Annotated in this window: 12 protein-coding genes; 8 read left to right on the top strand and 4 right to left on the bottom strand. The window is 41.0% G+C overall.

The window, feature by feature from the left end:
- Nucleotides 1-173 precede the first annotated feature (173 nt).
- The 4 genes from HPSH112_RS05875 (at nt 174) to fusA (ending at nt 11914) form a co-directional block, all read left to right on the top strand.
- Entirely contained in the window at nt 174-8846 is an 8673-nt protein-coding gene (locus tag HPSH112_RS05875) for a DNA-directed RNA polymerase subunit beta/beta' (RefSeq protein WP_000037874.1), read from the top strand.
- An 87-nt stretch (nt 8847-8933) separates the two neighbouring features.
- Entirely contained in the window at nt 8934-9341 is a 408-nt protein-coding gene (gene rpsL, locus HPSH112_RS05870; RefSeq protein ID WP_001142321.1) for a 30S ribosomal protein S12, read from the top strand.
- Nucleotides 9342-9356: 15 nt separating this feature from the next.
- On the top strand, nt 9357-9824 hold the full coding sequence (gene rpsG, locus HPSH112_RS05865; protein WP_001254365.1) for a 30S ribosomal protein S7: 468 nt from the start codon (nt 9357-9359) through the stop codon (nt 9822-9824).
- An 11-nt stretch (nt 9825-9835) separates the two neighbouring features.
- On the top strand, nt 9836-11914 hold the full coding sequence (gene fusA / locus HPSH112_RS05860; RefSeq protein WP_000101892.1) for an elongation factor G: 2079 nt from the start codon (nt 9836-9838) through the stop codon (nt 11912-11914).
- Between the two features lie 237 nt (nt 11915-12151).
- Here fusA and HPSH112_RS09010 read toward each other — a convergent pair whose 3' ends face one another.
- On the bottom strand, nt 12152-12364 hold the full coding sequence (locus tag HPSH112_RS09010) for a hypothetical protein (RefSeq protein WP_001165084.1): 213 nt from the start codon (nt 12362-12364) through the stop codon (nt 12152-12154).
- 92 nt (nt 12365-12456) lie between these two features.
- Here HPSH112_RS09010 and HPSH112_RS05850 point away from each other — a divergent pair, with 92 nt between their 5' ends.
- Nucleotides 12457-12729 (top strand): hypothetical protein, encoded by a 273-nt coding sequence (locus tag HPSH112_RS05850; protein WP_000744165.1) that lies wholly within the window; start codon nt 12457-12459, stop codon nt 12727-12729.
- A 194-nt stretch (nt 12730-12923) separates the two neighbouring features.
- Here the strand turns inward: HPSH112_RS05850 and waaF are convergent, their stop codons facing one another.
- Nucleotides 12924-13973 carry a lipopolysaccharide heptosyltransferase II gene (gene waaF / locus HPSH112_RS05845; RefSeq protein ID WP_000115520.1) on the bottom strand — a complete coding sequence of 350 codons (1050 nt, stop codon included), beginning with the start codon at nt 13971-13973 and terminating at the stop codon, nt 12924-12926.
- Nucleotides 13974-14034: 61 nt separating this feature from the next.
- Here waaF and hisS point away from each other — a divergent pair, with 61 nt between their 5' ends.
- Nucleotides 14035-15363: a histidine--tRNA ligase gene (gene hisS, locus HPSH112_RS05840; RefSeq protein ID WP_000632531.1), complete on the top strand. Its 1329-nt coding sequence runs from the start codon at nt 14035-14037 to the stop codon at nt 15361-15363.
- Entirely contained in the window at nt 15350-16390 is a 1041-nt protein-coding gene (gene asd, locus HPSH112_RS05835; protein WP_000860923.1) for an aspartate-semialdehyde dehydrogenase, read from the top strand. The genes hisS and asd overlap by 14 nt, the downstream gene beginning before the upstream one ends.
- 191 nt (nt 16391-16581) lie before the next feature.
- Here asd and HPSH112_RS05830 read toward each other — a convergent pair whose 3' ends face one another.
- Both HPSH112_RS05830 and HPSH112_RS05825 read right to left on the bottom strand, forming a co-directional pair.
- On the bottom strand, nt 16582-18369 hold the full coding sequence (locus HPSH112_RS05830) for a hypothetical protein (RefSeq protein ID WP_000926190.1): 1788 nt from the start codon (nt 18367-18369) through the stop codon (nt 16582-16584).
- Between the two features lie 283 nt (nt 18370-18652).
- Entirely contained in the window at nt 18653-19396 is a 744-nt protein-coding gene (locus HPSH112_RS05825; RefSeq protein WP_014535057.1) for a carbonic anhydrase, read from the bottom strand.
- A gap of 283 nt (nt 19397-19679) precedes the next feature.
- Between HPSH112_RS05825 and HPSH112_RS05820 the strand changes: the two genes are divergently transcribed.
- Nucleotides 19680-20855 carry a sugar transporter gene (locus tag HPSH112_RS05820; protein WP_000973610.1) on the top strand — a complete coding sequence of 392 codons (1176 nt, stop codon included), beginning with the start codon at nt 19680-19682 and terminating at the stop codon, nt 20853-20855.
- Nucleotides 20856-21031: the final 176 nt, after the last annotated feature.

Genomic DNA, 21031 nt, shown 5'->3' with positions numbered 1-21031 from the left:
ATGATTTTGCTCCATGATTTTGTTTGTGAGCGTGTGGCCTAAAGTGGTTAGTATTGCAGGTGGGTTTTTGGTATTTTTATCATGGATGGCTCTAAAGTTTAAAGATCCTTTTGCAATGCTTACTTGAATTAATGCATTAAATAACTCAAAATTTTTGATTAAAGGCTTGAAATATGTCAAAAAAAATTCCCCTAAAAAACCGCTTGAGAGCTGATTTTACAAAAACCCCAACAGATTTAGAAGTCCCTAATTTATTATTATTGCAACGAGATAGCTATGATTCTTTTTTGTATTCTAAAGAGGGTAAAGAGAGCGGGATTGAAAAGGTTTTTAAATCCATTTTCCCTATCCAAGATGAGCATAACCGCATCACTTTAGAATACGCGGGTTGCGAATTTGGTAAGTCTAAATACACTGTTAGAGAAGCGATGGAGAGAGGCATTACCTACTCTATCCCTCTCAAAATTAAAGTGCGCTTGATCTTGTGGGAAAAAGACACCAAAAGTGGCGAAAAGAACGGCATTAAGGATATTAAAGAACAAAGCATTTTCATTCGTGAGATCCCTTTGATGACAGAACGCACTTCATTTATCATTAATGGGGTGGAGCGCGTGGTCGTCAATCAACTCCACAGAAGCCCTGGTGTGATTTTCAAAGAAGAAGAGTCCAGCACTTCTTTAAACAAGCTCATTTACACAGGGCAAATCATCCCTGATAGGGGTTCGTGGCTGTATTTTGAATACGATTCTAAAGATGTTTTATACGCTCGTATCAACAAACGCCGTAAAGTGCCTGTTACTATTTTATTCAGGGCGATGGACTATCAAAAACAAGACATTATCAAAATGTTCTACCCGCTTGTTAAAGTGCGTTATGAAAACGATAAATATTTGATCCCGTTTGCTTCATTAGACGCCAATCAAAGAATGGAATTTGACTTGAAAGATCCTCAAGGCAAGGTTATTCTTTTAGCGGGAAAAAAGCTCACTTCAAGAAAGATTAAAGAGCTTAAAGAAAACCATTTAGAATGGGTGGAATACCCTATGGATATTTTACTCAATCGTCATTTAGCTGAACCTGTTATGGTAGGGAAAGAAGTCTTATTGGACATGCTCACTCAGCTAGATAAGAATAGGTTAGAAAAAATCCACGATTTAGGCGTGCAAGAATTTGTGATCATCAACGATCTAGCGTTAGGGCATGACGCTTCCATTATCCAATCTTTTTCAGCCGATTCTGAGTCTTTGAAATTGCTCAAGCAAACTGAAAAAATTGATGATGAAAACGCTCTAGCGGCGATTCGTATTCATAAGGTTATGAAGCCAGGCGATCCTGTTACGACTGAAGTGGCTAAGCAGTTTGTCAAAAAACTTTTCTTTGATCCTGAACGCTATGATTTGACCATGGTGGGCCGTATGAAAATGAATCACAAGTTAGGCTTGCATGTGCCTGATTACATTACGACCTTAACGCATGAAGATATTATCACCACCGTTAAATATCTCATGAAGATCAAAAACAATCAGGGCAAGATTGATGACAGGGACCACTTGGGCAATCGTAGGATCAGGGCGGTAGGGGAATTATTGGCCAATGAATTGCATTCAGGCTTAGTGAAAATGCAAAAGACCATTAAAGACAAGCTCACTACCATGAGCGGGGCTTTTGATTCGCTCATGCCTCATGACTTGGTCAATTCTAAAATGATCACAAGCACCATCATGGAATTTTTCATGGGCGGTCAGCTCTCGCAATTTATGGATCAAACTAACCCCTTGAGTGAAGTTACACACAAGCGCCGCCTTTCAGCGCTCGGTGAAGGGGGATTGGTGAAAGACAGGGTAGGTTTTGAAGCTAGGGATGTGCACCCCACGCATTATGGCCGAATTTGCCCCATTGAAACCCCAGAAGGTCAAAATATCGGTTTGATCAACACCCTTTCCACTTTCACGAGAGTGAATGATTTAGGCTTTATTGAAGCCCCTTATAAAAAGGTTGTGGATGGCAAGGTAGTGGGTGAGACGATTTATTTGACCGCTATTCAAGAATACAGCCACATCATCGCTCCTGCAAGCACCCCCATTGATGAAGAGGGTAATATTTTAGGCGATTTGATTGAAACGCGCGTGGAAGGCGAGATCGTTTTAAACGAAAAAAGCAAAGTAACCTTAATGGATTTAAGCTCTAGCATGCTAGTAGGGGTAGCCGCATCGCTCATTCCTTTCTTAGAACATGATGACGCTAACCGCGCCTTAATGGGGACTAACATGCAGCGCCAAGCGGTGCCGTTATTGAGAAGCGACGCTCCCATTGTAGGCACAGGGATTGAAAAAATTATCGCTAGGGATTCTTGGGGAGCGATCAAAGCCAATCGTGCAGGCGTTGTAGAAAAAATTGATTCTAAAAATATTTATATTTTAGGCGAAGGCAAAGAAGAAGCCTATATTGATGCGTATTCTTTGCAAAAAAACTTGTGCACCAACCAAAACACCAGTTTCAATCAAATCCCTATCGTTAAGGTGGGCGATAAAGTGGAAGCCGGGCAAATCATCGCTGATGGCCCTAGCATGGATAGGGGCGAGTTGGCGTTAGGGAAAAATGTGCGCGTGGCGTTCATGCCTTGGAATGGCTATAACTTTGAAGACGCTATCGTGGTGAGTGAGCGCATCACTAAAGATGATATTTTCACTTCCACCCACATTTATGAAAAAGAAGTGGATGCTAGGGAGCTTAAGCATGGCGTGGAAGAATTTACCGCTGACATTCCTGATGTGAAAGAAGAAGCGCTCGCTCATCTTGATGAAAGCGGGATCGTTAAAGTGGGCACTTATGTGAGCGCTGGCATGATTTTAGTGGGTAAGACTTCTCCTAAAGGCGAGATTAAAAGCACGCCTGAAGAGCGGCTTTTAAGGGCTATTTTTGGGGATAAAGCCGGGCATGTGGTCAATAAGAGTTTGTATTGCCCTCCAAGTTTGGAAGGCACGGTGATTGATGTGAAAGTCTTCACTAAAAAAGGCTATGAGAAAGACGCGCGGGTTTTGAGCGCGTATGAAGAAGAAAAAGCCAAGCTTGATATGGAGCATTTTGACCGCTTGACCATGCTCAATAAAGAAGAATTGTTGCGCGTCAGTTCGCTCCTTTCTCAAGCGATTTTAGAAGAGCCTTTCAGCCATAATGGCAAGGATTATAAAGAAGGCGATCGAATCCCTAAAGAAGAAATCGCTTCAATCAACCGCTTCACTTTGGCCAGTTTGGTGAAAAAGTATTCTAAAGAAGTGCAAAACCACTATGAAATCACCAAAAACAATTTCTTAGAGCAAAAGAAAGTCTTGGGCGAAGAGCATGAAGAAAAGCTTTCTATTTTAGAAAAAGATGATATTTTGCCTAATGGCGTGATCAAAAAAGTCAAGCTCTATATCGCTACAAAACGAAAGCTTAAAGTGGGCGATAAAATGGCAGGAAGGCATGGGAATAAAGGGATTGTGTCTAATATCGTGCCGGTTGCGGATATGCCTTATACCGCTGATGGCGAGCCTGTAGATATTGTCTTAAACCCTTTAGGCGTGCCAAGCCGCATGAATATCGGGCAGATTTTAGAAATGCATTTAGGCTTAGTGGGGAAAGAATTTGGGAAACAAATCGCTAGCATGCTAGAGGATAAAACCAAAGATTTTGCCAAAGAATTGCGCGCTAAAATGCTAGAAATCGCTAACGCCATTAATGAAAAAGACCCCTTGACAATCCATGTTCTTGAGAGTTGTTCTGATGAAGAGCTTTTGGAATACGCTAAAGATTGGAGCAAGGGCGTTAAGATGGCTATCCCTGTGTTTGAAGGCATCTCGCAAGAAAAATTTTATAAGCTATTTGAATTAGCCAAGATCGCTATGGATGGCAAAATGGATCTGTATGACGGGCGCACAGGCGAAAAAATGAGGGAGCGCGTGAATGTGGGCTACATGTATATGATCAAACTCCACCATTTAGTGGATGAAAAAGTCCATGCCAGAAGCACAGGCCCTTATAGCTTGGTAACGCACCAGCCCGTTGGGGGTAAAGCGCTCTTTGGGGGTCAAAGGTTTGGGGAAATGGAAGTGTGGGCGCTAGAAGCTTATGGTGCAGCGCACACTCTAAAAGAAATGCTCACCATTAAATCTGATGATATTAGAGGTAGAGAGAACGCTTATAGGGCTATCGCTAAAGGTGAGCAAGTGGGCGAGAGTGAAATCCCTGAGACTTTCTATGTTTTGACTAAAGAATTGCAATCGCTCGCTTTGGATATTAATATTTTTGGGGACGATGTGGATGAAGATGGATCGCCTAAACCCATTGTCATTAAAGAAGATGACAGGCCTAAAGACTTTAGCTCTTTCCAGCTCACGCTAGCCAGCCCTGAAAAAATCCATTCTTGGAGTTATGGGGAAGTTAAAAAGCCAGAAACGATCAATTATCGCACCCTAAAACCTGAACGAGACGGCTTGTTTTGCATGAAAATCTTTGGCCCCACTAAAGATTATGAATGCTTGTGCGGTAAATACAAAAAGCCTCGCTTCAAAGACATTGGCACATGCGAAAAATGCGGCGTAGCGATCACGCACTCCAAAGTCAGGCGTTTCAGAATGGGGCATATTGAATTAGCCACTCCTGTAGCGCATATCTGGTATGTCAATTCCTTGCCTAGCCGTATCGGCACGCTTTTAGGCGTTAAGATGAAAGACTTAGAGCGCGTGTTGTATTATGAAGCTTATATCGTTAAAGAGCCAGGCGAAGCCGCTTATGACAATGAAGGCACTAAGCTTGTGATGAAATACGATATTTTGAATGAAGAGCAGTATCAAAATATCTCACGAAGATACGAAGACAGGGGCTTTGTAGCGCAAATGGGCGGCGAAGCGATCAAGGATTTGCTAGAAGAAATTGATTTGATCACCTTATTGCAGAGTTTGAAAGAAGAAGTGAAAGACACCAATTCCGATGCGAAAAAGAAAAAACTCATTAAGCGTTTGAAAGTGGTAGAAAGCTTTTTAAATTCTGGTAACAGGCCTGAGTGGATGATGCTCACGGTGTTACCGGTATTGCCACCGGATTTAAGGCCTTTAGTTGCGCTAGATGGCGGGAAGTTTGCGGTCAGCGATGTGAATGAATTGTATCGCCGTGTCATCAATCGTAACCAACGCTTGAAACGCTTAATGGAGCTTGGGGCGCCAGAAATCATTGTGCGCAATGAAAAAAGGATGTTGCAAGAAGCCGTGGATGTGCTTTTTGATAACGGCCGCAGCACCAATGCGGTTAAAGGGGCTAACAAACGCCCTTTAAAATCGCTCAGTGAAATCATTAAAGGCAAGCAAGGGCGTTTCAGGCAAAACCTTTTAGGTAAGCGCGTGGATTTTTCAGGCAGAAGCGTGATTGTGGTTGGGCCAAACCTCAAGATGGACGAGTGCGGGTTGCCTAAAAACATGGCGTTGGAACTCTTCAAACCGCATTTATTATCCAAGCTTGAAGAGAGAGGCTATGCCACCACGCTCAAACAGGCTAAACGCATGATTGAGCAAAAAAGCAATGAAGTGTGGGAGTGCTTGCAAGAAATCACAGAGGGGTATCCGGTGCTACTCAACCGCGCTCCTACCTTGCACAAGCAATCCATTCAAGCGTTCCATCCAAAGCTAATTGATGGCAAAGCGATCCAATTGCACCCGTTAGTGTGTTCAGCGTTCAACGCCGATTTTGACGGGGACCAAATGGCGGTGCATGTGCCTTTAAGCCAGGAAGCGATCGCTGAATGCAAGGTGCTGATGCTAAGCTCTATGAATATCCTTTTGCCTGCTAGCGGTAAAGCCGTAGCCATTCCTAGCCAGGATATGGTTTTGGGGCTTTATTATCTTTCTTTAGAAAAGAGCGGGGTCAAGGGCGAGCATAAACTTTTTTCTAGCGTGAATGAAATCATCACCGCCATTGACACGAAAGAATTAGACATCCACGCAAAGATTAGGGTTTTAGATCAAGGGAATATTATCGCTACGAGCGCGGGGCGCATGATTATTAAGTCCATTTTGCCTGATTTTATCCCTACTGATTTGTGGAACAGACCCATGAAGAAAAAAGATATTGGCGTGCTTGTGGATTATGTGCATAAAGTCGGCGGTATCGGCATTACTGCAACCTTTTTGGATAATTTAAAAACGCTTGGCTTTAGGTATGCGACTAAGGCTGGTATTTCTATCTCTATGGAAGATATTATCACGCCAAAAGACAAGCAAAAAATGGTGGAAAAAGCCAAAATAGAGGTTAAAAAAATCCAGCAACAATACGATCAAGGGCTGCTCACTGACCAAGAGCGTTACAATAAGATCATTGACACTTGGACTGAAGTCAATGACAAAATGAGTAAAGAAATGATGAGCGCTATCGCGCAAGATAAAGAGGGCTTTAACTCTATTTATATGATGGCAGATAGCGGCGCAAGGGGGAGTGCGGCGCAAATCCGTCAGCTTTCAGCGATGAGAGGTCTTATGACAAAGCCAGATGGCAGTATCATTGAAACGCCCATTATTTCTAACTTTAAAGAGGGGTTGAATGTCTTAGAATACTTTAACTCCACGCATGGCGCTAGAAAGGGCTTAGCGGATACAGCACTAAAAACAGCCAATGCGGGGTATTTGACCAGAAAGCTCATTGATGTTTCGCAAAATGTCAAGGTGGTCTCTGATGATTGCGGCACGCATGAAGGGATTGAAATCACGGATATTGCGGTGGGGAGTGAGCTGATTGAACCTTTAGAAGAGCGTATTTTTGGGCGCGTTTTATTAGAAGATGTGATCGATCCCATTACGAATGAAATCTTGCTTTATGCGGACACTTTGATTGATGAAGAGGGTGCTAAAAAGGTGGTTGAAGCCGGGATTAAATCCATTACGATCCGCACCCCAGTAACTTGTAAAGCGCCAAAGGGCGTGTGCGCGAAATGCTATGGATTGAATTTGGGTGAAGGCAAGATGAGCTATCCGGGTGAAGCGGTGGGCGTGGTGGCTGCGCAATCTATCGGGGAGCCTGGAACTCAGCTCACTTTAAGGACTTTCCATGTGGGCGGGACAGCGAGCAGGAGTCAGGATGAGCGCGAAATTGTAGCGAGCAAAGAAGGTTTTGTGCGTTTCTACAACCTTAGGACTTACACGAATAAAGAGGGTAAAAACATTATCGCTAACCGCCGTAACGCTTCTATTTTAGTGGTAGAGCCTAAGGTTAAAGCGCCTTTTGATGGGGAATTACGCATTGAAACGGTCTATGAAGAAGTCGTTGTGAGCGTGAAAAATGGCGATCAAGAAGCTAAATTTGTTTTAAGAAGAAGCGATATTGTCAAGCCAAGCGAATTGGCCGGCGTTGGCGGTAAGATTGAGGGGAAAGTGTATTTGCCTTATGCTAGTGGGCATAAGGTGCATAAGGGGGGAAGTATCGCTGATATTATCCAAGAGGGCTGGAATGTGCCTAATCGCATCCCTTATGCGAGCGAATTGCTAGTTAGGGATAATGACCCTATTGCGCAAGATGTGTATGCCAAAGAAAAAGGCGCAATCAAATACTATGTTTTAGAGGCTAATCATTTAGAGCGCACCCATGGGATCAAAGAGGGCGATATTGTGAGCGAAAAAGGCTTGTTTGCGGTGATAGCTGATGATAATGGTAGGGAAGTCGCTCGCCATTATATCGCTAGGGGTTCTGAGATTTTGATTGATGATAATAGTGAAGTGAGCGCTAATAGCGTGATTTCTAAACCCACGACTAACACTTTCAAAACGATTGCCACATGGGATCCTTACAACACCCCTATCATTGCGGACTTTAAAGGTAAGGTGGGTTTTGTGGATATTATCGCAGGGGTTACGGTCGCTGAAAAAGAAGACGAAAATACCGGCACCACAAGCTTAGTGGTGAATGATTACATTCCAAGCGGATACAAACCAAGCTTGTTTTTAGAGGGGGTTAATGGCGAAGAGGTGCGTTATTTCTTAGAGCCAAAAACTTCTATCGCTATTATTGATGGCTCTAGCGTGGAGCAGGCTGAAGTGTTAGCGAAAATCCCTAAAGCGACCGTTAAATCCAGAGATATTACTGGGGGTCTCCCAAGGGTTTCGGAACTCTTTGAAGCGAGAAAACCCAAGCCTAAAGATGCGGCGATTCTTTCTGAAGTTGATGGGATCGTGAGTTTTGGCAAACCCATTCGCAATAAAGAACACATCATCGTAACCTCTAAAGATGGCCGTTCCATGGATTATTTTGTGGATAAGGGCAAGCAAATTTTAGTGCATGCTGATGAATTTGTGCATGCAGGAGAAGCGATGACGGATGGAGTGGTTTCAAGCCATGATATTTTAAGGATCAGCGGCGAAAAAGAGCTTTATAAATACATTGTGAGCGAAGTCCAGCAAGTGTATCGCAGGCAGGGGGTAAGCATTGCGGACAAGCACATTGAAATCATTGTTTCTCAAATGCTAAGGCAAGTGCGTATTTTAGACAGCGGAGATAGCAAGTTTATTGAAGGGGATTTAGTCAGTAAAAAACTCTTCAAAGAAGAAAACGCTCGTGTGATCGCTTTAAAAGGCGAGCCAGCGATTGCTGAACCGGTGCTTTTAGGGATTACTAGAGCGGCTATTGGGAGCGATAGCATCATCTCAGCGGCCTCTTTCCAAGAAACGACTAAAGTTTTGACAGAAGCCAGTATCGCTATGAAAAAAGACTTTTTAGAAGACTTGAAAGAGAATGTGGTGTTGGGGAGGATGATCCCTGTGGGAACGGGCATGTATAAGAATAAAAAAATCGTGTTAAGAACGCTTGAAGATGACCCTAAATTTTGACAAAAAAATCGGTTAAGATTTTTAAAAGAAAAATTAGGGTAAAATGGGGGAACTTTTAGTTTTAAATTTTTAGAATAAGGAAAAATAGTGCCTACTATCAATCAGTTGATTAGAAAAGAAAGGAAAAAGGTGGTTAAAAAAACGAAATCACCTGCATTAGTGGAATGCCCTCAAAGAAGAGGGGTTTGTACTAGGGTTTATACGACTACCCCTAAAAAGCCTAACTCGGCTTTAAGAAAGGTCGCTAAGGTCCGTTTGACCAGTAAATTTGAAGTGATCAGTTATATCCCTGGTGAAGGGCATAACTTGCAAGAGCACTCCATTGTGTTAGTGCGTGGGGGTAGGGTTAAGGATTTACCCGGTGTGAAATACCACATCGTTCGTGGCGCTTTAGACACTGCAGGGGTCAATAAAAGAACGGTTTCACGCTCTAAATACGGGACTAAAAAAGCTAAAGCAACCGACAAGAAAGCAACCGACAATAAGAAAAAATAAGAGGAAAACAAAAACATGAGAAGAAGAAAAGCACCCGTTAGGGAGGTTTTGGGCGATCCTGTTTATGGGAACAAAGTGGTTACTAAGTTTATCAATAAGATGATGTATGACGGCAAGAAAAGCGTAGCGGAAAAAATCATCTACAAAGCTTTTAATAAGATTGAAGAAAAAAGCGGTGAAAAAGGGATTGAAGTGTTTGAAAAAGCCCTAGAAAGAGTGCGTCCTTTAGTGGAAGTGCGCAGCAGAAGAGTGGGTGGGGCTACCTATCAAGTGCCCGTAGAAGTGAGAGCGAGCCGCCAGCAGTCGCTATCTATCCGTTGGATTTTAGAAGCGACTAGAAAACGCAATGAAAGAATGATGGTGGATAGATTGGCTAACGAGCTTATGGATGCGGCTAGCGATAAGGGTGCGGCTTTTAAGAAAAAAGAAGATGTGCATAAAATGGCAGAAGCGAATAAAGCGTTCGCACACTATCGCTGGTAATTGGAGTTAGAATGGCTAGAAAAACCCCATTAAATAGGATTAGGAATATCGGTATCGCCGCTCACATTGATGCTGGGAAAACCACCACTTCTGAAAGGATTTTATTCTATACAGGCGTGAGCCATAAGATTGGCGAAGTGCATGACGGCGCGGCGACAATGGATTGGATGGAGCAAGAAAAAGAAAGAGGGATCACGATCACTTCTGCGGCAACGACTTGCTTTTGGAAGGATCATCAGATCAATTTGATTGACACTCCAGGGCATGTGGATTTCACTATTGAAGTGGAACGATCCATGCGCGTGCTAGATGGAGCGGTTTCGGTGTTTTGCTCGGTTGGGGGCGTGCAGCCTCAAAGCGAAACCGTGTGGCGTCAAGCGAATAAATACGGCGTGCCTAGGATTGTTTTTGTCAATAAAATGGATAGGATTGGGGCGAATTTCTATAGTGTAGAAAACCAGATCAAGCAACGCTTGAAAGCTAATCCTGTGCCTATTAATATCCCTATTGGGGCTGAAGACACTTTCATTGGCGTGATTGATTTAGTCCAAATGAAAGCGATTGTTTGGAACAATGAAACCATGGGAGCCAAATACGATGTGGAAGAAATCCCTAGCGATTTGTTAGAAAAGGCTAAACAATACCGAGAAAAGCTTGTAGAAGCCGTAGCCGAGCAAGATGAAGCCTTGATGGAAAAGTATTTAGGCGGTGAAGAATTGAGTATTGAAGAAATCAAAAAAGGCATTAAAACGGGTTGTTTAAACATGAGTCTTGTCCCTATGCTTTGTGGTTCTTCTTTTAAAAATAAAGGCGTGCAGACTTTATTAGACGCAGTCATTGATTACTTGCCAGCGCCTACGGAGGTTGTGGATATTAAGGGGATTGATCCAAAAACTGAAGAAGAGGTTTTTGTGAAATCCAGCGATGATGGCGAGTTTGCCGGTTTGGCGTTTAAAATCATGACGGATCCTTTTGTGGGCCAACTCACTTTTGTGCGCGTGTATCGTGGCAATCTAGAGTCTGGTAGCTATGTGTATAACTCCACCAAAGACAAAAAAGAGCGCGTGGGAAGACTCCTTAAAATGCACTCCAACAAGAGAGAAGACATTAAAGAAGTTTATGCGGGTGAGATTTGTGCGTTTGTGGGCTTAAAAGACACGCTGACTGGGGACACGCTTTGCGATGAAAAGAACGCCGTCGTTTTAGAAAGGATGGAATTTCCTGAGCCAGTCATTCACATCGCTGTGGAGCCTAAAACGAAAGCAGACCAAGAAAAAATGGGCGTAGCGTTAGGCAAGCTTGCTGAAGAAGATCCAAGCTTTAGGGTGATGACTCAAGAAGAAACCGGGCAAACCCTTATTGGTGGCATGGGTGAATTGCACCTAGAGATCATCGTGGATAGATTGAAGAGAGAATTTAAGGTGGAAGCTGAAATCGGTCAGCCGCAAGTCGCCTTTAGAGAGACTATCCGCTCAAGCGTGAATAAAGAGCATAAATACGCTAAGCAAAGCGGTGGTCGTGGGCAATACGGGCATGTGTTTATCAAGCTTGAGCCTAAAGAGCCTGGCAGTGGGTATGAATTTGTGAATGAAATTTCTGGGGGCGTGATTCCTAAAGAATATATCCCTGCGGTGGATAAGGGTATCCAAGAAGCGATGCAAAATGGCGTTTTGGCAGGCTATCCGGTGGTGGATTTTAAAGTTACCCTTTATGATGGGAGCTACCATGATGTGGATTCTTCAGAAATGGCGTTTAAAATCGCTGGCTCTATGGCGTTTAAAGAAGCGAGTCGCGCGGCTAACCCGGTGTTACTAGAGCCTATGATGAAAGTGGAAGTGGAAGTCCCTGAAGAATACATGGGCGATGTGATTGGCGATTTGAATAGAAGAAGAGGGCAGATCAATTCTATGGACGACCGATTAGGCTTGAAAATCGTGAACGCTTTTGTGCCGTTGGTGGAAATGTTTGGTTATTCTACGGATTTACGATCAGCCACTCAAGGGCGTGGGACTTATTCCATGGAGTTTGATCATTATGGCGAAGTGCCTAGCAATATCGCTAAGGAAATTGTAGAAAAACGCAAAGGCTGATTTTATCATAACGCTCTCTTGTGAGAGGGTGTTGTAGGTGGTATTTAAACTTTCTCTCTTTTGGATTTAAAAAGACTTTTTTGAGGGTTTTTAACCCTTTTTATCTCTCCAATTACCTTTTTTGCTATAAAATTGATTATTGGCTCTATTGTCAAACAGGAATAACTAAAATTTTTTAATTTTTTAAAAATGGGGTTTTGGTTACTTTGTTTTATAGTAAAGTTTGTTTTCTTAAGTTTATTTAGGACTCATTTTTTCAAGGGATAGGGGGTATTTTGAAATAACTTTTTCTCTTAACGCCCATAAGATCGCATTATTAAGAAATTCCGCTTGACTAATCACAAGCTTTTTTGTCTTCAATCTTAAAAAACGCTTTTGAGCGTTTTTATTTTTTAAGAAAAATGGCTGATTGCTCCCAGGCGTTTTTATATGACAAAACGCAATCTGCAAATTTCTTTAGTGAAAATTCTATTGGTTTCTATTCGTTTACTTTTGAGAAATATAATTCTCTCGCTTTTAAGATCATCATAAGGAGTTTTCGTATGAAAAAGCAAATCTTGACAGGTGTTTTATTATCAGTTTTGGCAGTGAGTTCTGCATACGCTCACAAAGATAAAAAAGACGCCAAAAAACCTGAGTTAAGCTCTCAATTAGTGGCTCACAAAGATAAAAAAGACGCCAAAAAACCTGAGTTAAGCTCTCAATTAGTGGCTCACAAAGATAAAAAAGACGCCAAAAAACCTGAGTTAAGCTCTCAATTAGTGGCTCACAAAGATAAAAAAGACGCCAAAAAACCTAAAAACTCAGTGGCCTGATGGCTTTGACTCTAAAGAAGCGTTTTTAAAAACGCTTTTTTGGATACCATTCTATAATTTTTCTTACCATTTTGTAAAACCCTTGATAGGACTTATCGCTCTTCTTACACCTTTAAAAGTAAAGTTTGAATCTTTTATATACTAGAATTTTATCAATACGGCTGTGTTTTTTAAAAAGCGCATAAAAAAGGCGTTTAAGGCTTTTCTAAAAGAGTGTGAGCGGCTTTTAAGACTTCAAGGGGCGTGATAGATTTCATGCACAAATGGTTTTTTTCATTCTTTAAAGGGCAGACTCGTTTCTTGCAGGGCGAACAACTTAAATGGTGGTTCAACACGATCGCTTTTTGAGCTTTATAGGGGCGAGTTTCTTTTTCATCAGTGGGGCCAAAAAGAGCGATTAAGGGGGTTTGTGCGCTAGCAGCCACATGCATAGGACCGCTATCGTTAGTGATGAATAAATCTAAAATAGCGATGCGCTCTATCAATTCTTCAATGCTTGTTTTCCCGCACAGATTGTAAGCGTTATTGAATAATAAAGGGTTTTTTAATAAGCCTTTGATGAGTTTTAAAATCTCTTCAGAAACGATAGCGTCTTCTTTAGCCCCAAAAAAATAAATTTCATGCCCTTCTTCTAACAAAGCAACAGAAACTTCAGCGTAATGAGAAGCTGGCCATCTTTTAGCGCTCCCATAGCTTGCACTAGGGTTAAAGCCGATTTTTTTAGGGGTGTTTGGGGTGTGAGTGGAGAGGTTAAAGGCCAGTTTTAAGGGCAAAACGCTTTTTTTATCCAATTCTTTTTTTAAAAATTGCGAAAATAAAAAGCAATACTTTTCCACTTGATGATAGTCTTTAGGGGCAGAAATTATCGCATGGCTAAGGAACAAAGAACGGAAAAATTGAGCAAAACCGATGCGAATAGGCGTTTTTGTCGCATAGAGCAAAAAAGCGGAATAAAAATGGTTGTTTAAAGTGATCGCTATATCGCAACGCCCTATTTTTTGAGCGAGTTTGTGAGTGGCTAGCAGCCTGAAAAAGGATTTTTTGGTGTCATCTATAAAAACGGCTTCTATTTTTTCATCTTTTTTGAAAAGTTCGCAAGTCATTTGTGGGCCTACTAAGATGAAACGCGCGTTAGGGTAGTGGTGTTTAAGGGTGTAAAAAAGCGAGCTTGCCATCACCCCATCGCCTAACCAATTAGGCAAACGCAATAAAATACGCATGCGTTTGGGCGCATTTACGCTCATCAATAGCCCTTTTTTAAAGATTTTAAGCTAAAATTTTAGCATACAAATACAAGGAAATGGAATGATCACCCCTAAAGTGTTAAGCGGGTTTAAAGACCGCTTGCCTAAAGATGCGATACAAAAAGCCCAGTTGCTTTCTAAAGTTTCGGTCGTGTTTCAAAGTTTTGGTTTTGTGCCGATTGAAACCCCTCATTTGGAATACGCTGAAGTGTTATTGCCTGATGCGAGCAGTGATATTCAAAAAGAAATTTATCGTTTTAAAGACCATGGGGATAGGGATGTGGCTTTAAGGTTTGATTTGACCGTGCCATTAGCCCGCTTTGTCTCTTTGCACCACCAAACGCTAGGAATGCCCTTCAAACGCTACGCTATAGGCAATGTCTTTAGGGGCGAAAGGGCGCAAAAAGGGCGTTATAGGGAATTTACGCAATGCGATTTTGATTTTATAGGGAGCGAAAGCTTGGTGTGCGATGCTGAGATCATTCAAGTGATTGTCGCTTCTTTAAAAGCCTTGGATTTAGAAGATTTTTGCATCTCTATCAACCACAGAAAAATTTTGAACGGGATATGCGAATATTTTGGCGTTTCTCAAGTGAATGAAGCGTTGCGCATTGTGGATAAATTGGAAAAGATTGGCCTAAATGGGGTTGAAGAAGAATTAAAAAAAGAGTGCGATTTGGATTTAAACACCATTAAAGAGCTTTTAGAAATGGTTCAAATCAAACAAAACGATTTAAGCCATGCGGAATTTTTTGAAAAAATTGCTTATTTGAAAGGCTATAATGAAAATCTGAAAAAGGGCATACAGGATTTAGAAAGGCTATACCAGTTGCTAGGGGATTTGCAAATTTCTCAAAACCTGTATAAAATTGATTTTTCTATCGCTAGGGGATTAGGGTATTATACAGGGATTGTGTATGAAACCACGCTTAATGGCATGAAGTCTTTAGGGAGCGTGTGTTCAGGGGGTCGTTACGATCATTTGACTCAAAATTTTTCTAAAGAGAATTTACAAGGGGTGGGGGCTTCTATTGGGATTGATCGATTGATTGTGGCTTTGAGTGAAATGCAATTACTAGACGAGCGCTCCACCCAAGCTAAAGTCTTAATCGCTTGCATGCATGAAGAGTATTTTTCTTATGCAAACCGCTTAGCGGAGTCTTTAAGGCAAAGCGGGATTTTTAGTGAAGTCTATCCAGAAGCTCAAAAAATCAAAAAACCCTTTTCTTATGCTAACCATAAAGGGCATGAGTTTGTGGCTGTCATTGGTGAAGAAGAATTTAAAAGCGAAACCTTAAGCCTGAAAAACATGCATTCAGGCATGCAGTTGAATTGCTTGAGTTTTTTAAAAGCCCTTGAAATCATTGGAGAAAACGATGAAGACTTATAATGTCGCTATTGTCGGGGCTAGTGGGGCGGTAGGGCAAGAGCTGATTAAAGGTTTAGAAAATTCTTCTTTCCCGATTAAAAAATTTGTCCCGCTCGCTAGTGCTAGGAGTGCCGGTAAAAAGATTAAAGCTTTCCATAAAGACTATGAGATTTTAGAAACCACGCATGAAGTTTTTGAAAAAGAAAGAATAGACATCGCTTTTTTTAGCGCTGGGGGGAGCGTGAGCGAGGAATTTGCCACAAGCGCTGCAAAAACTGCCTTAGTGATTGATAACACGAGCTTTTTTAGATTGAATAAAAAAGTGCCTTTAGTCGTGCCTGAAATCAACGCTAAAGAAATTTTTAACGCTCCTTTAAATATCATCGCTAACCCCAATTGCTCCACCATTCAAATGACGCAAATTTTAAACCCCTTACACCTTCATTTTAAGATAAAAAGCGTTATTGTTAGCACCTATCAAGCCGTGAGTGGGGCAGGGAATAAGGGCATAGAGAGTTTAAAGAATGAGTTAAAAACCGCTTTAGAATGTTTAAAAAAAGACCCTGCTATTGATTTAAGCCAAGTCTTGCAAGCCGGGGCTTTCCCTTACCCGATCGCTTTCAATGCGATCGCTCATATTGATACTTTTAATGAGAATGGTTACACGAAAGAAGAGCTAAAAATGGTGCATGAAACCCATAAAATCATGGGCGTGGATTTCCCCATCAGCGCGACTTGCGTGCGCGTGCCGGTATTGAGGAGTCATAGCGAGAGTTTGAGTATCGCTTTTGAAAAAGAATTCGATCTTAAAGAAGTCTATGAAGTTTTAAAAAACGCCCCTAGCGTGGTTGTTTGCGATGAACCTAGCCATAATCTCTACCCCACGCCCTTAAAAGCGAGCAACACGGACAGCGCCTTTATTGGACGCTTGAGAAAGGATTTGTTTGATAAGAAAACTTTGCACGGCTTTTGCGTGGCGGATCAATTAAGAGTGGGGGCAGCCACCAATGCGCTCAAAATCGCTCTGCATTACATTAAGAACGCTTGAGTTTAGTTTTTAATCAAGCGATAATTCTTTAAAAAGCGTTATTAGAGGGTTAGAGAGAGTTGCTATAAAAATACCCTTATCCCCTTAATGAGTTTTATTAAAAATGAAGCGGCTAAAACCCCATTTTTTAAAAATTAAGGCTTTAGTTGTCGGCATTCAATAAAACAGCATTAGCGCTATAAGCAATTTTCCTATTCAAACATATCCAACCATTCAGGTGCGGTTTGGTATTGGTATTTATAGCCATTACCCCTAAAGTGGTAAGCCCCCTCAAAGATTTGAGCTGTCAATACATTTTTAATTTGTGGCAACTTCACATTCTTTAGCGCTTCTTTTGGGACTTCAACCACTAACTCCTCAAACGCTTGGTCGCTTAAAGGGTTATCAATATCAAAAATGAAACTCAAAATATTGTGGAGCGAGTTATAAGTAACCTTATCAATCAACGCATAATTTAGTCTAACTCCCTCTGCTTGCTCTATAACGGTTATTATGCTTTTAGATACTCGTGGGCTAATATTGTTAAGCTGTGTCGCTAAATCTGAGATAAAGCAATAACCTGCATCGGTGTCTGTGGTGTTAGCAAGCGCTTTAGCTAATAGTGTCTTACTCACTTTTTTACCTTTTAGCATAGCATTGACAAGGTTATTGACTTTAAGTGCATTTTCATAGCTTTGTCTAAAACTAGCATTCAACACTTTCTTTCTGTTTTCTCGCTCTTTAATAGCTTGTAGTTCGTATTTCTCTATGTCATCAACATCAAAAGTTCTAGGACTGCCATGATATTGCCTTGCTTTAATAAAGCTTCTAACCCCATTCTCAAGTTGTCTGTAAAAACCATCAGCATTCTTTGGGATACTCATCGCCTTAATTTGTGTCTTACCTAACTCATCAAAGAATACACCATAATTGTCCTTGCCCTCTTTTTTAAAGAATGTATAAACGCTATTGTGTAAGCGTGTGATAGATTGGGTTATAGAAGTGGAGAATGTAATGCCTGTAAAAGTCCAATCCACTTTACCAAAATCCTCTTGTGTCGCTAATAGTAAATCCACTTTGCCAGTCTTGGCGTTGTCGCAATAACAAATCGCCATTTGATTAAAAAGTCGTGCCAACAATAATAGATGATTTTTCAAATCAAATGTGCTACTAGGTTCGTTTTGGAATACAAAGAAACTAGTCTCTCTATCAGGTAGTAGGGTGTCCTCGAGATTATCTTTCCAATACCCAATCACTTGAATATATCCTACAAAGTCTCCCCAACTATCTAAATATGCTTTTAGATGTTTTGTCCTTTCCATATTGTCTTTATAGGTGTAGCGGTATTTTTTGACAAATTTATCGCTAGACATAAAGTCTGTCATTGTGGCTTTTCCGTTGTTTATAAAGTTATCAACATAGCTTCTACCCAATGTTTTAGAGAGTTTTATATAAATGTCCTCAATCATCTCCTTGTATTTCTTATATTTTCCAGTCTCTTTTCCATTTTCAGGTTGTGGGTGAAAGAAATCCTCAACTTTAATAGGATTGAATGGGTCTAAATCTAGCGATTTACTTAACCAATATTTGGCTACTATGTCCGCTTTTTTAGGGTCTGCTCCGCTCTTATAAGCATAGACTAGAGCGTCTTGTTCCTCTTTTTTAAAGTCTTTATAAAAATCGTTTTTAAAAGGTCTAAACGCAGAGATAGTCCCAAAAGGTAGTCCGCTCGCAATCTTTTTATAAATGCTGATAAGATTAGAGCTTTCAATTGTAGAGCCTTTAATAGTCGTATCTTTTGCGTTTTTAAGTCGTGAGAGTTCCTCACCAAACGCATCTAAAAACTTGCTTAAGGGCATAGCCTTACCAAGCACCCTAACTTCAGGTTTATTTTGTCTAGCTAATTTCTTGTCCGCTAACGCCTTATCAATAGCCGATGTCAAAGAAGTGTTTCTTTGTGGCTCATCAACAAATTCTAAAAAGTCGTAATTCAATAGCATTTTGTGTCCTTTCGTTTAAATGGATTTTAACCGCTCTTTGGTTATAGAGCGATATTTTCTATAACTAACCGCTAAAAATTGATTGTAACCCATTTTACGCCTTGTATTCTAGATTTTATCAATTCTTTCGCAAACGCTTTCAATTCATTAAGAGAATGATAGTCTCTCTTTTGACAATACCAATTCACTTTTGCTTGTGTGGTTGCAATTTCTAGCGGCGTTTTATTAAGAATGATTTTTATCTCCCTCTTTTTAAAGAGGGATTTTTAAATTTAGCGGGTCTTTAGCGGGTCTCAGCTGAGCTTTTAATGATCACGGTGTTGTAATCAGGCTGGACGGGGCGTTGGTTAGGCGAATTTTTCATGCGTTTTTTGATTTCAGCCAATTGTTTGGCAGAGACTTCCAAAGGCTCTTCTATGACAAACCATGCCACCCCCTCTGTGCAAGGAGGAGCGGTGAGAGAGCCGTTAAAATGGTAGTAATTGATGCTTTTAGGCAAGAAAGCGTCTAAAGCCACCTCTTTAAAATTTTGTTTCTTTTGAATGCCTTCTAAAATAGGATCAAGGTTGGGGTTTTCTTTCCCTTCTTCAAAACCAATCGCTAACACTAACAAACGCCCTTTAGCGTCTTTATGCACGAAATGCGCGCTCAAAGGCTTGGTTTTATTATTGATTAAAAACTCCATAGGGGCGTGGAAATGCACATTATCCAACACATAGTCATGCCCTCTATAATTGATGTGGTTAGTCGGCTCAAACGAAGCCTTTAAAGTGTGATGAGTGAAAAAGACCGCTTTAGGTTTAGAAGCGGCGTATTTGAATTGCAAATCGGCCTTATCTTGCGTGTGGTAGTAATGCTCAATGTTGATGGGCGATTGGCTTTTACCGCTTTTGCACACTTCAAAATCTTTGTGCAATTTGTCCCAGCGGTGCGGGCCGTTTTCTTTATTTTTGTAATCCCATTTGGTATTTTCAGCGCCTATAAGAGAAGTTGCTAACGCTAAAGCGATCAAAAAAGTTTTTTTCATTTTAATTATCCTTTGTTCTAAAATTCTAAAATATTAAAAAGCAATGGATTAATTCTAGCGCTCAATCAACAATGACCGCAGTTACAAAAAATAGATTGGTTAAAAGTTGGAAATGATTTTAAATTCTGTTTTATATGGTAACAACTCCATTAAATTAATGCGCCTATGGAGCGGAAAAGCGGAAATATTTGTTTTAACCAGCCCCTAATTTATAAGCGATTAAAATTTTTGTCTTATACTCTGGATTTTCAAATTGAATAAAATTTAACCTCTTAAGATTTAGATGATGATAACTAAACAATCGTATCAAAAACTCGCCTTAATGCGGGTTTTTGTGTTTTCGCTTTCGGCGTTTATTTTTAACACCACGGAGTTTGTCCCTGTCGCGCTCTTATCAGACATTGCGAAAAGTTTTGAAATGGAGAGCGCAACAGTGGGGCTTATGATCACTCTTTATGCATGGGTGGTGTCTCTTGGTTCATTGCCCTTGATGCTGCTTAGCGCTAAAATTGAAAGGAAACGCTTATTGCTTTTTCTTTTTGCCCTTTTCATTCTCAGCCATATCCTTTCAGCGTTAGCGTGGAATTTTTGGGTGCTATTGATTTCTCGCATTGGTATCGCTTTTGCCCACTCTATTTTTTGGTCCATCACGGCTTCTTTAGTCATTCGTGTCGCACCCATTGGCAGGAAACAGCAAGCTTTGGGGTTATTGGCATTAGGGAGTTCGTTAGCGATGATTTTAGGGTTGCCGCTTGGGAGGATCATTGGGCAAATTCTAGATTGGCGCTCCACTTTTGGCGTGATTGGGGGCGTTGCGACTCTTATAGCGTTGCTGATGTATAAATTGCTCCCGCATTTACCCAGCAAAAACGCAGGCACGCTCGCAAGTGTCCCCATATTAATGAAACGACCGCTTTTAGTGGGGATTTATTTGCTTGTAATCATGGTTATCTCTGGGCATTTCACCACTTATAGCTATATTGAGCCTTTTATCATTCAAATCAGCCAATTTTCCCCTGACATTACGACGCTAATGCTGTTTGTGTTTGGGTTAGCAGGCGTGGTGGGGAGTTTTTTATTCGGCCGTTTGTATGCGAAAAATTCAAGAAAATTTATCGCTTTTGCGATGATTTTAGTCATTTGCCCGCAACTCTTGCTTTTTGTGTTTAAAAATTCAGAGTGGGTGGTTTTCTTGCAAATTTTCTTATGGGGGATTGGGATCACTTCGCTTGGGATTTCCTTGCAAATGAGGGTGTTACAGCTCGCGCCAGATGCCACGGATGTTGCGAGCGCGATTTTTTCGGGGAGTTATAATGTGGGGATTGGAGCAGGAGCGCTGTTTGGCAGTATTGTGATCCACCAATTAGGGCTAGGGTATATTGGCTTTGTGGGTGGGGCTTTGGGGTTGTTGGCGCTGTTTTGGCTTAGATTCATTACGATAAAGTTTAAAAAAACATAAAGATCGTTAAAAGGATTAGCCCAATAAAGAAATCCCTTTTGCACTAAAAACCATTTTTTAAAATTTAATGATACTGCTTAAATCTAAGCACGCTAAAGATTGTCTTCTTTTTATGTTAAAATAGAAAAATTTGTCATAAATTTTAATGTGTGGTTTAAATGCTAAAAAAAAAGATT

The organism is Helicobacter pylori Shi112, from assembly GCF_000277405.1.
Taxonomy (GTDB): domain Bacteria; phylum Campylobacterota; class Campylobacteria; order Campylobacterales; family Helicobacteraceae; genus Helicobacter; species Helicobacter pylori_C.
Note: the sequence above shows the minus strand (reverse complement) of the source record. Positions and strands in the feature narration are given on the sequence as shown.